Origin of the sequence: Arcanobacterium hippocoleae (genome assembly GCF_040360365.1) — a bacterium.
Classification (GTDB): domain Bacteria; phylum Actinomycetota; class Actinomycetes; order Actinomycetales; family Actinomycetaceae; genus Arcanobacterium_A; species Arcanobacterium_A hippocoleae_A.
Genome location: NZ_CP136412.1, coordinates 265,739 through 284,745, shown reverse-complemented (window position 1 = coordinate 284,745; position 19,007 = coordinate 265,739). Strand labels below are relative to the sequence as shown.

Sequence of the window (19,007 nt, the reverse complement as noted above, 5' to 3'; positions counted from 1 at the left end):
AACAGCTGCAGAATTTCTGCACTCGTATTTGCCGGATTCACAGCGAGAAATTTCCCGGTACACCTGCCAGGCAGATTACGAAAATGAAAGATAGTAGATTTAGATACACATTGGTTTTAGATAAATTAAACACGATGCGTTATTTCAAGTAATGAAAAACAAAAGGAGAAGACAGACTGTTATGGCTGATCAGATTTTCAAACAACCGCAGCGACCGCTGCAAGAGCAGCCGCAAACTCAAGAACTCCCGCAAGCACAGAACCAAAAGCAGACTTTTAATGTTGCAGGCCTACTTGCAGATATTGACTCTTTGCTCGAAACGAATGCGCAGTCATTTGTCCAAGGGTTCGTGCAGAAGGGCGGACAGTGAGCACGCCGCTGCCGAAACGGATTTTTGGAATTGAGACGGAATACGGAATCACCTGTGCTTCTACGCAGGGGAAGATTCCGCCGCTTGATGCGGAAGACGCGGCACAATTTCTGTTCGAACCGATAGTTAAAACGCATCGTTCTACTAATGCGTTTCTTCCCAATGGGGCACGGCTCTATCTTGACGTGGGGGCGCACCCTGAATACGCTACCGCAGAATGTGACGCTCTTTCTGATCTGCTGGTCAATGACCGCGCCGGAGATGAGATATTTGCACAGATGGCAGCACACACAAACCAGCAGCTTGCCGAAAAGGGAATTCCAGGAGAAATTCATCTTTTTAAAAAGAACCACGATTATGCCGGTAACTCGTTCGGATGTCACGAGAACTATTTGCTTCGCCGCCGCCGTGATTATCGGGCACGGGCAGAATCACTGATTCCGTTCTTTGTTACCCGGCAAATTCTGGTTGGAGCCGGATATTTATTTCCAGGCCGGGAGCAGATTCGCGCGGCGCGTTTTGAAATCTCACAGCGTGCCGCACATACTTTCGACGCGGTTTCGAATTCTTCCACCCGTTCGCGTCCGATGGTAAATACCCGCGATGAACCGCATGGCGATGCTGAACTCTACCGTCGGATGCATGTGATTGTTGGTGATAGCAATATGTGCGAAGCAACTGCTGCACTGAAAATCACAATGACCGAAGCAGTGCTGAATGTGCTGGAAAGCGGCGCCCGTTTTCCGGATTTCACACTCGCATACCCAATTAGTGCAATTCGCCAAACAGCGCGTGATTTGAAAGGGAAAGCCAATATTGAGCTGAGTGCGGGCGGAAAAATTTCGTCGCTGCAAATTCAGCAGGCATATTATGAGAAAGTTTGTGAAGTATATGCTGCGGAAGGCTGGTTCGCCCAACTTGACGAAACCCGTCGTTATGCTTTTGAACTTTGGGAACGTGCATTGCGGGCGCTTGAAACTGAAACGTACAAAATAATCGAAACAGAAATCGAGTGGATTGCAAAATATCAGCTGCTCGAAAAATATCGAGAGCGTCTCAGCTGCGGTTGGGATGATTTACGGCTGGCTCGGATTGATTTAGCGTGGCACGATATAACTGCCGGAGGTTTACGTCCGTCGCTTGAAACAAACGGGATATTGAAACGTTTTCTCGACCCGAAATTGATTCAGGTCGCGCAGGCAATTCCGCCGCAAACGACACGAGCGAAAATACGCGGCGATTTTATTGCTGCTGCGATGGATGCGCGGAAAGATTATTTTGCTGACTGGCAGAATCTGAAACTGATAAATAGTGAAAGTACACAGAGTGTGACTTTGAAAGATCCTTTTGCTGCCGAGAACGCGGAAGTGCTTTCACTGATTGCGGAAATGGAGGGAATGTGAATAGTGCAAAAAATTTGAAATACGGCAGCCGCAAACAGTATTTCACTGTTATCACCGCGGCGCTTTTTCTCGGTTTTTTCTGAGTATTATCTTTGGGCTATTCGGAAATTTCCGAACTGAACGTCAGCACTTTTCAATAGAAACTTTCGGCGCCTTAGGGGCGCCGGTCACACTCAATGTGCAGGGTACGTTGCCGAAGAAAGATGGGGTGCAGGTACTTATTTCCGGTTTTGGTCCGAAGATTGCGGCCGGCAGCCAGGTTTTGTACCGCGCTTCTTCTTTTAACTATTCTCCGGGAGAGTCCTGGAGGATAATAATCTTTCACAGGTGGTTGCGCTTACTGCTGCGGAGAAAGATTTGGGTGATTTAGCGCCCGCAATCATTGGGCAAAAGATTGGTTCGCGAACTGCCTATCTGAAAACATCTCCGGAGCAGAATACTGCTGAAATTGTAGTTGTAGATTTGCTTCCAACAAAGATTGCCGGAGTGCATATTCAGCCGCGCGGTTGGCCCGGAAATCCGATTGTAAATAACAGTTCGGAACTTTTGCCGCAAATCGTAACTCGCGGTGAGCCGCCGGCGATTGTAAAAACTCACAATTTGATTTCCGGAAAGGGCGATCAAATTGCCGACGGGAATTCAGTTTATGCGAACTATCTTTTGATAGATTATGACGGTAATATCGTCGAAAACACATATCTCGAAAAAAGCCGGCTATTATCAATACGAAAGAAATTTTTTCCGGGATGCGGCAGGGAATTGTTGATCAGCGGATTGGTTCGCGTGTGCTGATTGGGATTCCTGCCAGTTCGGCACATGGAGATAAAGATTTGCTGGCAGTAGTGGACTTACTTGCAAAAATTGCAGAATGAGTTAAGAAGCCGGAATGACTGACGAATAATATACATAATATAACCGGGTAAAAAGTAACGAGTAAGCAAAATAGGCGAACAGCTAAACGGCCAAGATACAGAAAAGCGCAGAAGCGCAGAAAAATACAGCGAATATTTTCGAACGGAACTTTCGAAGCTGAGAGCGGCGATTCGAATCCGGGAGCAGTGAATTAAAGTTCAGCATGAATGAATCGGAAAACGAGAGGATATGTTACTCTCAATTGGTGATTAGTGCTGACGCCGCGGTATCCGGCATGTGTAAAGTATGGAATGAAGTCTGGAATATAAAATCTGGAATGGAAAGAAAATCAATTTAGGGCAGATTTAAGGCAGAAATATGTCTATTAGTTTTAATTCGGTGAACATGATTTTACCGATTTCAATTCCGTCGCCAGCGGTGAATTCGGTTCATCTCGGACCGCTGCAGATTCGTTTTTATGCGCTTGCAATTCTCCTTGGAATTATTGCGGCGCTCTGGTGGACTGATCGGCGTTATCGGCGTGCAGGCGGGCCGGCGGAAATTACGATTGATGCTGGTACTTGGGCAGTTTTGATTGGCATTATTGGTGCACGGATTTATCATGTGGTGACTTCGCCGGATCCTTATTTTGGTGAAAATGGAGATTTGAGCAAAATTCTGCGGATTTGGGAAGGCGGACTTGGAATTTGGGGCGGTATTGCTTTCGGTGCAGCTGCGGCCGCTATCGTACTGCATAAACGGAATTTGCGTGTCGGTGCGTTTGCCGATGCTGTTGCACCTGCACTTCTTGTTGCACAGGGGATTGGCCGTTTTGGAAACTACTTCAATCAAGAGCTGTATGGGATGCCGACGAATCTGCCGTGGGCGCTTGAAATTTCTCCGGAGAATATTGTTGGCGGTTATCCGGCAGGTACTACTTTCCATCCGACTTTCCTCTATGAGGCGCTTTGGTGTTTTGCCGGAGCGGTGATTTTGGTTTTCCTGCAGCGCAGATTTAAGCTCGACGGCGGCCGGTTAATGCTGGTTTATATCATGTATTACACACTTGGGCGGGTCTGGATTGAAGCACTGCGGATTGATGATGCCCAGATTATTGCCGGATTACGCTTAAACGTGTGGACTTCAATAATCGTGTTTGCGGCGGCTGCAGTGGTATATGCGGTTTATGCGAAGCGCGTTGCGCTGAATCCGGAATTGGCGGGAATATATATTCAGCCAATTGAGGAAAATACGGAAGTTTCTGCAGAAAAAACAGCGGCAGCATTGGCTGAGGCTGAGAAACGTTACTCGATAGGTTAAGATAAAACTATGCGCAGAGCAAAGATTGTATGTACTTTAGGTCCGGCGGTAAGCACTAAGGAAGATATTCTTAGTCTTGTGCGCGCTGGAATGAACGTGGCACGAATAAACGCTTCACATGGCACACATGCTGAGCATGAGGAGCGGATTGATTGGGTTCGGGAAGCTGCAGCAGAGCTTGATACTCCAGTGGCGGTTCTTGTTGATTTGCAAGGTCCGAAGATTCGTTTAGGGAAATTTGCGAATGGTCCGGTACTGCTTGAAACCGGCGACCGTTTCGCAATCACTACTGATGATGTTCCCGGCGATAAGGAACTGGTTTCAACTACGCACAAAGCGTTGCCGCAAGATTGTCATCCTGGAGATACGATTCTCATTGACGACGGTAAGGTGCAGGTGCGTGTAGTTTCCGTTGAGGGCAGCACGGTAAATACGGAAGTGATTATCGGCGGTACTGTTTCTGATCATAAAGGTGTGAATCTGCCCGGCGTGGCAGTATCGGTTCCCGCTCTTTCGGAAAAAGATAAGATTGATCTTGAGTGGGGTCTTGATTACGGATGTGATTTGGTTGCATTGTCTTTTGTCCGCTCTCCGGAAGATGCAAACGACGTGCATGAAATTATGGATAAGGTCGGCAGACGTATTCCGGTAATCGCGAAGATTGAGAAGCCGCAGGCTGTGGAAGTGCTTGAGGATTTGATTCAAGAATTCGACGGTTTTATGGTTGCCCGCGGTGATTTGGGTGTGGAGCTTCCGCTGGAACAGGTGCCGATGGTGCAAAAGCGGGCAATCAATATTGCACGCCGCTATGCAAAGCCGGTGATTGTGGCAACTCAGGTCCTTGAGTCGATGATTAATTCCCCGACGCCGACCCGTGCTGAAACTTCCGATTGTGCGAACGCAATTTTGGATGGCGCTGATGCAGTGATGCTTTCCGGGAGACTTCCGTCGGTAAATATCCGGTGCGCTGTGTTCAGACAATGGCTTCAATTATTGAATTTACTGAGGAACGCGGACTTGAGTCCATTCCGAAACTCGCGAACTTACATCGAACCCGCAATGGGGTGATTACCCGCTCGGCAATGGATATCGGCGAAGCGCTCGGTGTGAAGTATTTGAGTGTGTTTACGCAATCTGGTCAGACGGCACGCCGGATGGCGCGTTTGCGGGCACGGATTCCGCTTTTGGTATTTACTCCTTCGGAAGATGTGCGTGAGCAGCTTGCGCTGACTTGGGGTGTGCAGTCTTTACTTGTTCCTGAGGTGAAACATACCGATGATATGGTTGATCAGGTCGATCATATTTTGCGGGAGAAAAATATGGCTGTGGAAGGTGACCGAGTGGTGATTATCTGCGGTATGCCGCCAGGGAAAGTGGGTTCCACAAACACGATTCGAATTCACAAAATGGGTGAAACAGTAATTCATCATGATTAATTATGATAGGGCAGCTGTAAAATAGCTGGGTCGAAAATAGAATTCGAGTTGGAATTGCAGGTTTCAGTTGCGGTTTTTCGCTGATATTTTCAGCTGAGAACCGCAGCGGTAATTCATAAATTCGGAAATCATGAGATTATACGTGGAATATGTGAATGTGAATATGAGTGAATCCGGAATATGTGAGCTATAACTCGCACTAGTACGAAAATTGCTCCTGGCTTTCACAAATTGTATACTTTGAAAGTCAGGTATGCTCCTGTGGTGAAATCGGTAGACACACAGCACTCAAAATGCTGCGCTGAAAAGCATGAGGGTTCGAGTCCCTCCGGGAGCACTAAGAAATATTAACGCGGCAACTTTTCGCAGGTTTGTACCTCAGAGGCTTGTCCGCGTTAAAATTATTTCTAATAATATTTTTTATTAGAACGGTGTACGTAACAGGTAGATATCTATCAGTCATTGTTCCATTGTTCGAAGGAGAAATGATGGCAGCGAAAGATGAAGAATTCGAAATTGCCGGCGAGCAAGTCGAGAAAATTGAAGATCAAAGTAGCCATAGCGAAATCCGCTGTCTTGTAGTGGAGGATGAGACGCTGATTCGTCTCGATATTGCTGAGACTCTCCGCGAAGCCGGTTATACGGTAGTCGGTGAAGCGACCAACGGTGATGAAGCAATTGAGCGTGCTGCCGAGCTGGATCCTGATTTAATTGTGATGGATGTAAAGATGCCCGGTACCGACGGAATTACTGCTGCGGAAAATATTCTTTCCGTGCAAAGTCCGGCAATCGTGATGCTTACTGCTTTTTCGCAGCGTGATTTAGTGGAGCGTGCTCGTGATGCGGGAGCGATGGCATATGTGGTTAAGCCGTTTACGCCGGCAGATTTGATTCCGGCGATTGAAATCGCAATCTCGCGGCGCCAACAGATTAACTCACTTGAGAACGAAGTAGCGACACTTACGGAACAGTTTGAGACTCGGAAACGTGTTGACCGTGCTAAAGGGCTGCTGCAAGAAAAGATGGGATTGAGTGAGCCGGAAGCGTTCCGCTGGATTCAAAAGACTTCGATGAATCGCCGTCTGACGATGCGTGAAGTGGCTGATGCAGTGATTGAACAGGTTGGGTAAAGCTCCTTATCTTTCAAAATTTCTCGGATGCGTGGCAGAAGCACCGCGCGGGCAGGGTGTTTTTATCCGGTGTGTTGTTGTCGGATTTTTAAGTTTTAATCCTTTGGCCTGTGTAATTGCGGAAGTCCGCAGCGATTGAAACCGCGGGTTTTGTTTCTGGTGCTGCTTGCGGTTTCAAAGCGGAATTGCGCAACTGATAGTGAAACACACGCGAGATTACGTAGCTGGCTGCGAAGTGCCCGCGAGATTACGTAATATATAGCGAAATACCCGTGAGATTACGCAAGTGATAGCAAAATCTACCCAAACTAACGTAAGTGATGGCAAAGTGCTTGTGTGCTCACGTAACTGGCGGCGAAATCCGTATTTTTTAATGTAACTGGCGGCGAAATGAGCATTTTTGTGCAGCGACGGGCGAACCGTCGTTATCACGAGCTTTTGACCTGCGGAAACGCAAGTACTTTCGACGGGTAAAATTTCACCATGAGTTCCCGCCACCACTTACGTAAAGTTTTCTAGTTCCCGCCGCCAGTTACGTAGAGTTTTCTGTTTTCTGCCACCACTTAGGTAAGAAAAGAAGTTCTTGCTGCCAGTTATGTAGTGAGAACGAGTTCTCACTGTCAGTTGTACAGTGCTGCGGATTAACTGGTTGGGTTATCGCAATAAAATCGGTAGTTGTTCGGGTGGAAAGCGCTGTTTTTGCAGAGATTAATCCTGACCGCTGTGCAAAAACACCGCTTGGAACCGGATAAAATCGACCCAATCAACGCAAGTGATGGCAAAGTGCTTGTGCGTTTACGTAACTGGCGGCGTAATGGGTGGTTTTGGTTTCCGACGGGAGCACTGTCTCTCCGGTGAGGCTGTGAGCATTATAAACGTAAGTATTTTCGACGGTAATAATTTCAGCTGGAGTTCTTGCTGTTGGTTGCGTGGAGGGAAGAGTTGGGTCTTGCTGTTGGTTGCGGGTTTGCTGGTTTCTGTTTTCTTTATGCTGTGTGGTGTTTGTCATGTTTTGTGTGGTGTGGGGTGTGGTGGGTGTTGGTGTTTGTGCTGGTGGTGGTTGTATTTTCAATTATTTTTGGTTGGTTTTGTGTCGTGTTTTTTGGGTGGAAAACGTGCGGGGGGGTAGTAGATTGATGTTTGCGTGCCTTGGATACCTGCTTGTCTTTTGTGGTGAGGGGTTTGGGCGTGAGTAGGCATTAATACTTAGGAGTTGTTTTTCATGTTTGGTAAGAGTAGTGGGGATGCGTATCGAGCGCGTCATAAGGTTGTAGTTGGTCCGAAGTATTCAAAGTTTGGGATCAAGTCTGCAATGGTTAGCAGCTTGTTTGCTTTGGGGATACCGGCAGGTTCGGCTAACGCGGTTGATGATTCTAATTCAGTGCTGACAGAAGAATCAATCAACATCGTTGCAAACTCGCTCGAAAACACACCAAACACCACCACTGCTGCTGATACTGGTGTTACACCGAAATCTGATAGCACACCTGATAGCGCCACACCGAAAAAACGCGCGAAAAGAGCAGCAGCGGATGATCGAAAGATGAGTGAAAAATTACCTGCGGGAAAATCTAGTATTGTAAAAAATGAATATGTTGATATTAATGATTATGAACTAAAATGGGACGAAGAGATTTATCTTAACGGTAGGCCTGTTGGTCCGTTGCCCGGTAGGGAGAGTGATCCTGGGTTTAAGAAAAATACGGATGGATCTTATACATACTATTATGATTTTGCTAAGCCATTTGATTTTGATTATGGCGAAATGATGAAGCGAATCAAAGCAGTACCGACGAGCGGGTCTGGAGAAACGTATTATGGACGCGATTATTTCAATACCCGAAAAGTGAATACTCCAAGAATAGATGGTGCTGTTTGGAGTAATATTCAAGGATTTCAAAATGATAATGGCGAGTTTATCGATGTGCCTTATGTTGAAACACAAGGGTTTACGAATAAAATAAATCGTAATACAGTTGGGACTCAGGATAGGTTTTCTAAAATATCTTCTATAGTCACTGCAGATGGTGCTACTCTAAAGCTTGTAGATGGTGCTAAATATGGTGGTCAGATAGCCATACGTCCTTACACTATGATTAATGAGCTTAAAGATGCTGCGAAAAACTGGAATTTTACGTTGCAGGGTGTTGATGTTCGTGAACCTATCGTGAAGGTTGAGGAAACGCAAAAGGCTCTCGGGTTGGCAGATGTGTCTATAGCGACGGTTGATTCACTTGATACACAGTTTGCGAAGAATAAGATTGATGTTACGGATAATGTGACACCGAAAAACAAGCTGCAAGATAATGCTGAGTTTAAGTTTATTGATCCGCAGAACCCGACTGTAGAGCTTACACTACAGCAGGTGAAAGAGGCTGCTGAGCGGGGTGGTTTCCGAAGCATTATCGTGTGCGGATTAAAGTAAGTGATGATGCTGGTTATACGGCGGTAGATAAGCAGGGGAATGAGTATCCGAATGGGATTACTCTTGAGAATGCTTTGATTGTTGCGCCAAAGAGTATTAATACTCCTGCAGAGACTGATAAAGTGGTCGTGATGGATTCGGGCAGTTTGAGTGAATCAGATAAGGCGCGGATTGTTGCTGCGGTGAAAAAGGCGAATCCAGAAAACACTTTGCTGAACCTGCCAGACACAAAGATAACTGTCGAGGGATCAACTGTAAAAGACGCGAAAGTTAAAATCACTTACCCGCATGGAAGTGAATCTGTGCAGGTTAGTGTTACCAAGTTTGCTGGGGATATTCGGCAGATAAACAGTGCTGATGGGGATGCTTCTGGTGTGGATGATATTACTTCTACAGCTCCGGTTGGTGGGAGAAGTTTGGGTAATCCTGAAGCTGCTCGTTCGTTTCTTGATTTGGCAGCTGAAGAAGATGGCATAGTTTATCTTGCTAATGGTGATGTCGTTAGTGGGAATTTAGTTGGTGGTGATGGTGGTGTTCGTGGGGATATTGTTGATGCGCCGTCTGTCCCTAATGATGCGTTAGATAAGAGTGAGTTGAGTGATTTCACGGTTGGGGCGTATCCATTTGGGAATGTTGGTGAAGCGAACAACATTGATGAGTTAGATTCAAAGCAAAGTCCAGAGTTTGTGGTTAGCGATGATGGTACGAATGATGTTGTGGATGTGCCAAATACGCCTGTGAATACCCGATATGATGCCAAAGTTTTTGCGGATTTGGGTAAGACGGATGATGCTGAAGGCGTTACGGTTGGTAATTTGACGGAAGCGTCTTTTGCTGATGTGGAGGGTCGAGTTTCACCAGTATTTGTTAAGAGTGATGGCGGAAGTCGTGGGGAGATTTTCAGTGCGCCGGAAGCCTTGAATGATGCGACAGATTTTGGTGATTTGAAGAAGACGGATACGGTTGATGGTCAGCCGTTGGGTAACTTTGGTATTGCTGAAGAATTAAGTTGGTTTGAAGAGCCGGTATTCGTGACAGGAACTAGTGGTGAGACTGGTGATTATCATGAGACGGTAACGACAAAAGCTGATGGTAATGATGCGAAAACGGAAGATGATTTAGCAAAAGTTAACACGGTTGATGGTTTCCCGGTTGGTAATCCGGATGAGGCAAGAAGTTTAGGTGATTTGGACACTACTCCAACAGATGTCGATGATCCGTACTATCCGTTAGGTTATGAGTTTGTGACTGGTGATGGTGGTGTTCGTGGGGATATTGTTGATGCGCCGTCTGTCCCTAATGATGCGTTAGATAAGAGTGAGTTGAGTGATTTCACGGTTGGGGCGTATCCATTTGGGAATGTTGGTGAAGCGAACAACATTGATGAGTTAGATTCAAAGCAAAGTCCAGAGTTTGTGGTTAGCGATGATGGTACGAATGATGTTGTGGATGTGCCAAATACGCCTGTGAATACCCGATATGATGCCAAAGTTTTTGCGGATTTGGGTAAGACGGATGATGTTGAAGGCGTTACGGTTGGTAATTTGACGGAAGCGTCTTTTGCTGATGTGGAGGGTCGAGTTTCACCAGTATTTGTTAAGAGTGATGGCGGAAGTCGTGGGGAGATTTTCAGTGCGCCGGAAGCCTTGAATGATGCGACAGATTTTGGTGATTTGAAGAAGACGGATACGGTTGATGGTCAGCCGTTGGGTAACTTTGGTATTGCTGAAGAATTAAGTTGGTTTGAAGAGCCGGTATTCGTGACAGGAACTAGTGGTGAGACTGGTGATTATCATGAGACGGTAACGACAAAAGCTGATGGTAATGATGCGAAAACGGAAGATGATTTAGCAAAAGTTAACACGGTTGATGGTTTCCCGGTTGGTAATCCGGATGAGGCAAGAAGTTTAGGTGATTTGGACACTACTCCAACAGATGTCGATGATCCGTACTATCCGTTAGGTTATGAGTTTGTGACTGGTGATGGTGGTGTTCGTGGGGATATTGTTGATGCGCCGTCTGTCCCTAATGATGCGTTAGATAAGAGTGAGTTGAGTGATTTCACGGTTGGGGCGTATCCATTTGGGAATGTTGGTGAAGCGAACAACATTGATGAGTTAGATTCAAAGCAAAGTCCAGAGTTTGTGGTTAGCGATGATGGTACGAATGATGTTGTGGTTTCTGCTATGTCAGATGGTATGGATGCGAAGAGTGTTGATGATTTGGATGATTTGAATCCGTTGAATCTGGGGCATCTGGAAGAAGAAGCAAACATTAATAATCTTGCCGATGGTGAATCGTTTGTGACTGGTGATGGCGGGACTGTAGATGTTGTAGTGACAGATGTTCCGGGTGCGGCAGTAGATTTTCCAACAACTGAGAACGGTTCGTTATTTGCGGGTGTGCTTGAGTATCCGGAGCTTGCTGGCTTTAAGGATTTCGGTACTCCAGTGAATGCTGCTGATACTACTGATCGGCCGGGTAGTGCTTCGGTGCTTCCAGCTACTGATTCAGGTTCATCGTTCACGGGTGTGCTTGAGTATCCGGAGCTTGCTGGCTTTAAGGATTTCGGTACTCCAGTGAATGCTGCTGATACTACTGATCGGCCGGGTAATGCTTCGGTGCTTCCAGCTACTGATTTAGGTTCATCGTTCACGGGTGTGCTTGAGTATCCGGAGCTTGCTGGCTTTAAGGATTTCGGTACTCCAGTGAATGCTGCTGATACTACTGATCGGCCGGGTAGTGCTTCGGTGCTTCCAGCTACTGATTCAGGTTCATCGTTTGCGGGTGTGCTTGAGTATCCGGAGCTTGCTGGCTTTAAGGATTTCGGTACTCCAGTGAATGCTGCTGATACTACTGATCGGCCGGGTAGTGCTTCGGTGCTTCCAGCTACTGATTCAGGTTCATCGTTTGCGGGTGTGCTTGAGTATCCGGAGCTTGCGGGTGTGAGAGATTTTGGTCTTTCTGCAGATGGCTCGGTAGACAATGCTGATGTTTCTGATAAGCCGGAACAGCCAGGTATGCCGGTGCTTGATGATAGTGAGGGTGTTTTGGCAGAAAATGCAGGGAAGCTGGCGCAAACTGGTGCGGATTCGCGTTCTGGTTTGCTTGGGGCTGCTGGTCTTGGTTTGGCTGGTGTGCTCTCAGTTTTCGGCGCACGCAAACGCCGCGAAGACTAATCGCTCAAGAATGCTAAACACTTGAGAAGACTGGAAATCCAGCGAACGCTAATCGCTTGCAAGGGCTAGAAGTGCTAAAAAGTCTGATAGTCTTGTAAATCATTTTAAGGTGGCTGGGAACACTGCAAAAGTGTTCCCAGCTATCTTTGTATTTGTGGGGAATTTATGGGTGTAGTTGCTGTGTTAATTGTTAACAAGGAGTAATCGCTGCGCCGTCTTGTGGAATGCATCTGCTGGAGATAAAACCTGCTGAACGCGCGGGGTTAGTGTCCGTATCTTTTTGTGCTTCGGCTTTTCTTAATCGGTTCTTCATATTCTTGTTTGTGTTAGTTGCAATGCGTTGGTGCTTTGTTTTGGGTAGAAGCGGTGTTGCGGCAAAGTGCTTCTGAGTTCACGTAACTGATGGCAAAATCGCTGCAATCTCACGTAACTGGTGGCATAATGGGTGGTTTTGTGTAACGACGGGAGCATCGTCGTTCCTGTAAGCCTGTGAGCTGCATAAATGCAAGCACTTTTGACAACGAAATTCCGCCCCGAGTTTTTGCCGCCTGTTACGTAATAAAACCGTGTTTTTGCTGCCACTTACGTAACGAAAATAAGCTCTTGCCGCCAGTTACGTAAAGGGAAGCCGTGTCGTGCTGTTGAATGTGCGGTGCGGTTGGGTGTTCGGAGCTATCGGTATTTCAAGATTCCGATTTCGAAACTAAGGATGCTTGCTGGAAGTATGCTTGAGAATATGATTGGGAATACGCTTACTGGGAGGATGCTTGCTGCGGTGTGCTCACTGGCCGGACTTACTGAGCATGTTCTTAACTAAGAATGCTTGCAATGATGCTTACTGGGTATGCTTATAGGGTGAGTGAAAAAACTTTATTACTAATCGACGGCCATTCGATGGCATTTCGTTCTTTTTATGCGTTGCAGGCGGAATCTTTCCGGACAGAGTCAGGAATCTATACCAACGCTGTACACGGTTTCATAAAAACTCTTTTACGTTTAATGAAAGATCACAATCCGACACATGTTGCCGTGGCTTTCGATCTTCCCGGAGGCACGTTCCGGACCCGAATGTACAGTGAATATAAAGGCGGGCGGAAAGCTACTCCGGAAGAGTTTAAAGGGCAGATTGACCTGATTCAACGTCTGCTTGAGGCGATTGGAATAAAATGGCTCACTTACGAAGACTACGAAGCTGATGATATTGTTGCCACTCTCGCAAATCGCGGGAAAGAAAACGGCTTGTCTGTAGTGATTGCTTCGGGTGATAAAGATTCCTACCAGCTTGTAGATGATGCAGTTTCAGTCGCATATCCGATGCCGCGTTCACAGATGATTCTGCTTGATCCGGCCGGAGTAAAACAACGCTCAGGCGTATCCCCTGAAATATATGGAGATTATGCGGCGCTTGTGGGTGAAGGTGCAGACAATATTCCCGGTGTGCCTGGTGTCGGGCCGAAAACTGCTGCAAAGTGGTTGAATGAGTATGGCTCACTTGAGAAGATAATTGCAGCTGCAGACACGATTAAGGGAAAAGTCGGGCAGTCACTGCGCGAAAATATTGAACAAGTGAAGCTAAACCGAAAGCTGAACCAGCTTGTACGGGATTTGCCGATTGGCGCGGATTTTTCTGATTTTGTTCCAAATGGAATTAATTTCCGCAAGTTCAGCGAAATCTGTGATTTACTCGATTTTAACAGCGTCCGGAAAAGTGTTCTTGCCGTATTCCCGATACAGGAAGGGACAGAATCGGAGACTGCTGATTCGTTGAATATTGCGCTGCAAAATACAGATAATTCCAAAATTGAGCTGCGTGAAATGCAGATATTAGCTTCCAATACGGATCTTGCTAAATTCCTCGGAACTGCTGCAGAACCGGATAATAGTGCAACGCGCTGGGGAATTGCCGTAGAGGGATCAAAACGGCCGGGGATGGGAAAAGTTTACCGAATTGCAATTGCGAATAATCAAGGGGAAGTAATTAGTTTTGATCCGGGTCAGCTCAGCTCGCACCAGCATGAACTGCTTGAATCGTGGATGAATAATCCGCACGCTGAAAAGGTTGGCCATGGGATTAAAGAAATAATGCATGCGCTAAACGGCAGCGAATTGTATTGTGAAACTTTTGCTTGCTGTACGGAACTGCAGGCTTATTTGCTGAATCCGGAAGATCGCTCTTATGATTTTGAGACGCTGATTGAGCGTTTTCTCGGACTCAATATTCCGCATAATGAGAGTTCTGATACGCTCGGGATTAATCTCGACGGTACACTCACCCAAGATCAGACACTCGAATTTTCTGCAGTGCAGGTGCTGAATTTAGCAGATGTGCTTGCCGTGAAACTTTCAGAAGCGGGGCAGTCTGACGATTTAATTTCGCTGGAAGTCGCTGTCGCAGTTGCGCTTTTTAAGATGGAAAATCGGGGGATTGCTGTTGATTTAAAGCGGCTTGATGCTTTGCATAAAGAATTCGGAGAAGAAGTAGAGCTTGCGCAATGTCTTGCATATAACGCAATCGGCGACGATACTGTAAATCTCTCCAGCCCGAAACAGCTGCAAACTGTGCTTTTTGAACAGCTGGGTTTGCCGAAAACCAAAAAGACAAAATCTGGTTATACTACCAATGCGCAAGCGCTTGCAGATTTGCTTGAAAAGATTTCCATGCGTGAAGATTCCCAGAGCGTGCGCGGTCAAGAATTTCTTGCAGCATTATTGAAGCATCGGGATGCAATTAAACTTTTGCAATCAGTTGAAGGATTGCAAAAGGCAGTACAGCCAGACGGCAGAATCCGCACTACCTATCAACAGACTGTAGCTGCTACTGGCAGGCTTTCCTCTACTGAACCGAATTTGCAGAATATTCATGCCCGCACGGAAGAGGGGCTGCAAATTCGTGAAGTATTCGTGCCGGGTGCAGGGTACGATTTGCTGATGACGGCTGATTATTCACAGATTGAGATGCGCTTGATGGCATATCTTTCCGGCGATAGCGAAATTATTCAGGCTTTCAACGCCGGTGCCGATTTGCATAACTATGTGGCAAGCCGAGTTTTTGGAATTGCTGAGGATAGTGTTACTCCGGCACAGCGTTCAAAGATTAAAGCGATGAGTTATGGGCTGGTTTACGGTCTTTCCGCATACGGTTTGTCTGCGCAGCTGCATATTTCCGTCAGTGAGGCGCAAAAACTAATGGATGGGTATTTTTGCGCTTTGGGAGAGTAAAAGATTATCTTGACTCACTTGTTGAAAACGCACGGAAAAGCGGATATACACAGACGGTTCTCGGGCGCCGTCGTTATCTTGAAGATCTCACATCTGGAAATCGGCAGATTCGGCAGGCTGCTGAACGTGCGGCATTAAACGCGCCGATTCAAGGTTCGGCGGCAGATGTAATTAAGCTGGCGATGGTTGCTACTGAATCTGCTTTAGCGCAAGCAGGTTTGAAATCGCGAGTGCTTTTGCAGGTACATGATGAACTTGTACTGGAAGTGGCGGCTGCAGAAATCGCGCAAGTGCGCGAAATTGTGGAACGCGAGATGGGAAGTGCTTATGAGCTTTCAGTTCCGCTTACTGTCGGGATTGGAGTTGGAGAAAATTGGCGCACGGCCGCACATTGATAAGCTGGCGCTAACTAAATGCTTAACTAAATGCGGAAAATGAAATGGTGCGGAGAAAATCTTTGGTTCTCTTCGCACCATTTATCTTTTTATCTTTCCTGAGCTGAGCGGTAACAGCGGAACGATGGTTTTCGAAAATAATTCCGAAACAGTTTCTGAAAAGGCGAAACGATAATTAGAAACCGATTCGCCCGCGATCAATATCGCGCTGAATTTTATGCAGTTCACTGCGGTCAAATTCGTCTGCTTGCGCTTCTGTGTGATCTTCGAGCCGGCGGCGGATATCAAATTTTATGGGAAATGAGAAACAGTGCGGCGGCAACTGCAAGGAACAGGATAATCCAGAAAAGATTCGGCATATTCATCCTTTCGATTTATTTAACTAACTGTTATCGAACGTATTTATTTATTATCCGCGTGATATTTATCCGCGTGATCCTAAAGCCGACCGCATAATACATGCCCGCAGCTGCCAGTATTCATGGTTTCGTTGAAGTATATCTTTACAGGTATATTCGTTTGGGTACCATCCTCTGCAATGTGCTCCATCTTCGTATTCGCATATTTTTTGCGGAAAGATAGTTGAAGTATCTATAGAATCTTGCAGATTGCAGCATCGACTGATGCGGGAATCAGCATTGGAGATAATAGAAATGCAGAAGCAGAAGCAATGTAGGAAATAGTTTTCTGACGAATTGTTTTTCCAATGTTTGCTGTTGGTGTATTGCTTCACACCCAATACAGCACGGCGTGGGGAAAATAACTTTTGAGTTTCATCTCTGCAGCTTGTGAAACTTGCAGAAAGTGGCGGATTCCCAATAGGATTAACGAGTGGCTCGCGTACACAAAGTTCGCCGGCCAGTGTCCATTATCCGAAACTATAAGTAAATCTGGAGTCACCAACTCTATGACCATTAACAACAATACCTCCTACCCAGAGGTTGCAATCAACGATATCGGCACCGAAGAAGAACTCATTGCTGCCGTAGATGAAACTATCAAGTACTTTAACGACGGCGATATCGTCGAGGGTATCGTAGTCAAAGTCGATCATGACGAAGTCCTGCTCGACATCGGCTACAAGACTGAAGGTGTGATTCCTTCGAAAGAACTTTCCATCAAGCATGATGTCGATCCGGATGAGGTCGTCGAAGTTGGTGACAAGGTAGAAGCACTCGTTACGCAGAAAGAAGACAAAGAAGGCCGCCTGATGCTTTCGAAGAAGCGCGCACAGTATGAGCGTGCTTGGACCGAAGTTGAAGGTGTCAAAGATGCCGACGGCGTGGTTACCGGTACGGTTATCGAAGTTGTCAAGGGCGGTTTGATTCTTGATATTGGTCTGCGCGGCTTCCTCCCGGCTTCTCTCGTTGAAATGCGCCGAGTACGCGACTTGCAGCCATATATCGGTAAACAAATTGAAGCAAAGATTATTGAACTCGATAAGAACCGCAATAATGTGGTGCTTTCCCGTCGGGCATATCTTGAACAAACCCAATCTGAAGTCCGTTCGAACTTCCTCAATACTCTTCAAAAGGGTCAGGTTCGTGAGGGCGTTATCTCCTCGATTGTTAACTTCGGTGCATTCGTGGATCTTGGCGGCGTAGACGGTCTTGTACACGTTTCTGAGCTTTCCTGGAAGCATATCGATCACCCGTCAGAGGTTGTCGAAGTCGGAACACCGGTTACGGTTGAAGTTCTTGACGTTGATTTCGACCGTGAACGCGTATCGCTCTCACTCAAGGCAACTCAGGAAGATCCATGGCAGACATTTGCGCGCGAACACGCAATCGGCAACGTTGTTCCGGGTAAGGTTACGAAGCTGGTTCCGTTCGGTGCATTCGTCCGTGTTGAAGACGGAATTGAAGGTTTGGTGCACATTTCCGAACTTGCACAGCGTCACATTGATTTGCCGGAGCAGGTTGCAAAGGTTGGCGACGAAGTATTCGTAAAGGTTATCGATATCGATCTCGATCGCCGTCGAATCTCGCTCTCTTTGAAGCAGGCTAACGAAGGCGTGGATCCGAACTCTGAAGATTTCGATCCTTCACTTTACGGCATGAAAGCTGAATACGACGAAGAAGGCAACTACAAGTACCCAGAAGGATTCGATCCGGAAACTAACGAGTGGATGGAAGGATACGAAGATAACCAGGCTGCTTGGGAAGATGATTACGCAAAGGCTGAAGCCCGTTGGAAGGCTCACAAGGCACAGGTTGCTCGTGAAGCGGAAGCTGATGCCGCAGCAACGGCAGCAGCTCCAGCTCCGGAAGCTCCAGAGGCAGCTCCGGCGAATTATTCTTCCGGTAAGGATGCAAATGGCACCCTTGCTGAAGATGAGGCACTTGCCGCGCTGCGTGAACAGCTGACTGGAAACTAAGCTGGAGCGTTCAAATAGTTTTAATTCAGATAATTGAATGAAATGAAGCTATTTGCGTCAACTAAATATTGTAATGGTGCGGGTTGGATTCTTCTGACCCGCACCATTTGCTGTTTCCCGGATTTCCGAGTTATTTGTTTTCAGAATAGTTTTCTCTGCACTAACCTTCTGATACTAATACCAGCCTTTCCGGCATTCTGATGAAACTCGGTATTGAATCTAATGCTGGGAAGTGGATTTTCCCATTCCGGATATTTTAGAAAGAAGATCTTCATTTCTCTTGGTAAGGTGGAATGCGTGAAAAGAATTGCGGTAACTGGCGGGATTGCAAGCGGAAAGTCCGCTTTTGCGCAAATACTCGGTGAATGCGGAGCAGAAATTATTGATTATGACCAAATTGCACGCGATATTTTGCGGAAAGATTCTGCAGGATTAGCCGCAGTTGCGAAAGAATTTGGTACGCACATGATAAATAATCATGGCGAATTAGACCGAAAGGCTTTAGCAAAAATCGTTTTTTCCAACAGTGAATCCCGTGAAAAGTTGAATCGGATTACGCATCCCCTGATTGCACAGCAGGCACGCAGAATCGAAACACAAATATTGCACACTGCTCCGGACGTTATTGTCATTCATGATATTCCGCTTTTTGCAGGTTCGTGGCTTGAAGGTAATACTGATTGGAGTGTGTTGGTTGCTGCACCTGAAGAAAAGCGGATTTTCCGAATGATACATGACCGCGGAATGAGCGAAACAGATGCGAAAGCTCGGATTAGGGCGCAAGCTGCAGATACTGAAACAGCAAAACATGTTGATTGTGTAATTGAAAATACCGGTTCACTGGAAGAACTTCGCAGAAAAGCACGGCGCTTTTGGAAGCAAATTGGCGGGAAAAACTGAG

11 protein-coding genes, 1 tRNA gene and 2 pseudogenes are annotated in these 19,007 nt (G+C 46.5%); 13 read left to right on the top strand and 1 reads right to left on the bottom strand.

The genetic code is table 11. The annotated features are described in order from the left end of the window. The first annotated feature begins 181 nt into the window (after positions 1–181). The 8 genes and pseudogenes from RQN30_RS01410 to RQN30_RS01375 all read left to right on the top strand — a co-directional run bounded on the left by RQN30_RS01410 (position 182) and on the right by RQN30_RS01375 (position 6,511). Complete coding sequence (locus RQN30_RS01410; protein WP_353060945.1) at positions 182–370, top strand: ubiquitin-like protein Pup; 189 nt, start codon at positions 182–184, stop codon at positions 368–370. Then, on the top strand, positions 367–1,773 hold the full coding sequence (gene pafA, locus RQN30_RS01405) for a Pup--protein ligase (RefSeq protein WP_353060944.1): 1,407 nt from the start codon (positions 367–369) through the stop codon (positions 1,771–1,773). Before RQN30_RS01410 ends, pafA begins: the two co-directional genes overlap by 4 nt. 327 nt (positions 1,774–2,100) lie before the next feature. Further along, positions 2,101–2,565 carry a hypothetical protein gene (locus tag RQN30_RS01400; RefSeq protein ID WP_353060943.1) on the top strand — a complete coding sequence of 155 codons (465 nt, stop codon included), beginning with the start codon at positions 2,101–2,103 and terminating at the stop codon, positions 2,563–2,565. After that, a complete protein-coding gene (locus tag RQN30_RS01395; RefSeq protein ID WP_353060942.1) occupies positions 2,520–2,645 on the top strand; it encodes a hypothetical protein in 126 nt (41 codons plus the stop codon). Before RQN30_RS01400 ends, RQN30_RS01395 begins: the two co-directional genes overlap by 46 nt. Positions 2,646–3,003: 358 nt before the next feature. After that, entirely contained in the window at positions 3,004–3,945 is a 942-nt protein-coding gene (gene lgt, locus RQN30_RS01390) for a prolipoprotein diacylglyceryl transferase (RefSeq protein WP_353060941.1), read from the top strand. Positions 3,946–3,954: 9 nt separating this feature from the next. Next, positions 3,955–5,381, top strand: a pseudogene (gene pyk, locus RQN30_RS01385) (pyruvate kinase). Positions 5,382–5,636: 255 nt separating this feature from the next. Then, positions 5,637–5,718 (top strand) — tRNA-Leu (locus RQN30_RS01380). A gap of 151 nt (positions 5,719–5,869) precedes the next feature. Continuing rightward, entirely contained in the window at positions 5,870–6,511 is a 642-nt protein-coding gene (locus RQN30_RS01375) for an ANTAR domain-containing response regulator (protein WP_491608680.1), read from the top strand. A gap of 763 nt (positions 6,512–7,274) precedes the next feature. On the opposite strand, the gene RQN30_RS01370 is transcribed toward RQN30_RS01375, so the two are convergent. Continuing rightward, complete coding sequence (locus RQN30_RS01370; RefSeq protein WP_353060940.1) at positions 7,275–7,583, bottom strand: hypothetical protein; 309 nt, start codon at positions 7,581–7,583, stop codon at positions 7,275–7,277. A 150-nt stretch (positions 7,584–7,733) separates the two neighbouring features. On the opposite strand from RQN30_RS01370, the gene RQN30_RS01365 reads away from it, so the two are divergent. The 5 genes and pseudogenes from RQN30_RS01365 (at position 7,734) to coaE (ending at position 19,006) form a co-directional block, all read left to right on the top strand. Further along, on the top strand, positions 7,734–8,936 hold the full coding sequence (locus tag RQN30_RS01365; RefSeq protein WP_353060939.1) for a hypothetical protein: 1,203 nt from the start codon (positions 7,734–7,736) through the stop codon (positions 8,934–8,936). Further along, a complete protein-coding gene (locus RQN30_RS01360) occupies positions 8,921–12,115 on the top strand; it encodes an LPXTG cell wall anchor domain-containing protein (protein ID WP_353060938.1) in 3,195 nt (1,064 codons plus the stop codon). The genes RQN30_RS01365 and RQN30_RS01360 overlap by 16 nt, the downstream gene beginning before the upstream one ends. A gap of 819 nt (positions 12,116–12,934) precedes the next feature. Further along, a pseudogene (polA, locus tag RQN30_RS01355) lies at positions 12,935–15,729 on the top strand (DNA polymerase I). Between the two features lie 907 nt (positions 15,730–16,636). Beyond that, complete coding sequence (gene rpsA, locus RQN30_RS01350; RefSeq protein WP_353060937.1) at positions 16,637–18,106, top strand: 30S ribosomal protein S1; 1,470 nt, start codon at positions 16,637–16,639, stop codon at positions 18,104–18,106. 297 nt (positions 18,107–18,403) lie between these two features. Then, positions 18,404–19,006 carry a dephospho-CoA kinase gene (gene coaE / locus RQN30_RS01345; RefSeq protein WP_353060936.1) on the top strand — a complete coding sequence of 201 codons (603 nt, stop codon included), beginning with the start codon at positions 18,404–18,406 and terminating at the stop codon, positions 19,004–19,006. The last annotated feature ends 1 nt before the right edge of the window (position 19,007 follow it).

Excerpts from the sequence above, each read along its gene's own strand:
- RQN30_RS01410 (WP_353060945.1), top strand. The coding sequence starts at position 182 with ATGGCTGATCAGATTTTCAAACAACCGCAGCGACCGCTGCAAGAGCAG.
- RQN30_RS01395 (WP_353060942.1), top strand. The coding sequence starts at position 2,520 with ATGCGGCAGGGAATTGTTGATCAGCGGATTGGTTCGCGTGTGCTGATT.
- lgt (WP_353060941.1), top strand. The coding sequence starts at position 3,004 with ATGTCTATTAGTTTTAATTCGGTGAACATGATTTTACCGATTTCAATT.
- RQN30_RS01375 (WP_491608680.1), top strand. The coding sequence starts at position 5,870 with ATGGCAGCGAAAGATGAAGAATTCGAAATTGCCGGCGAGCAAGTCGAG.
- RQN30_RS01365 (WP_353060939.1), top strand. The coding sequence starts at position 7,734 with ATGTTTGGTAAGAGTAGTGGGGATGCGTATCGAGCGCGTCATAAGGTT.
- rpsA (WP_353060937.1), top strand. The coding sequence starts at position 16,637 with ATGACCATTAACAACAATACCTCCTACCCAGAGGTTGCAATCAACGAT.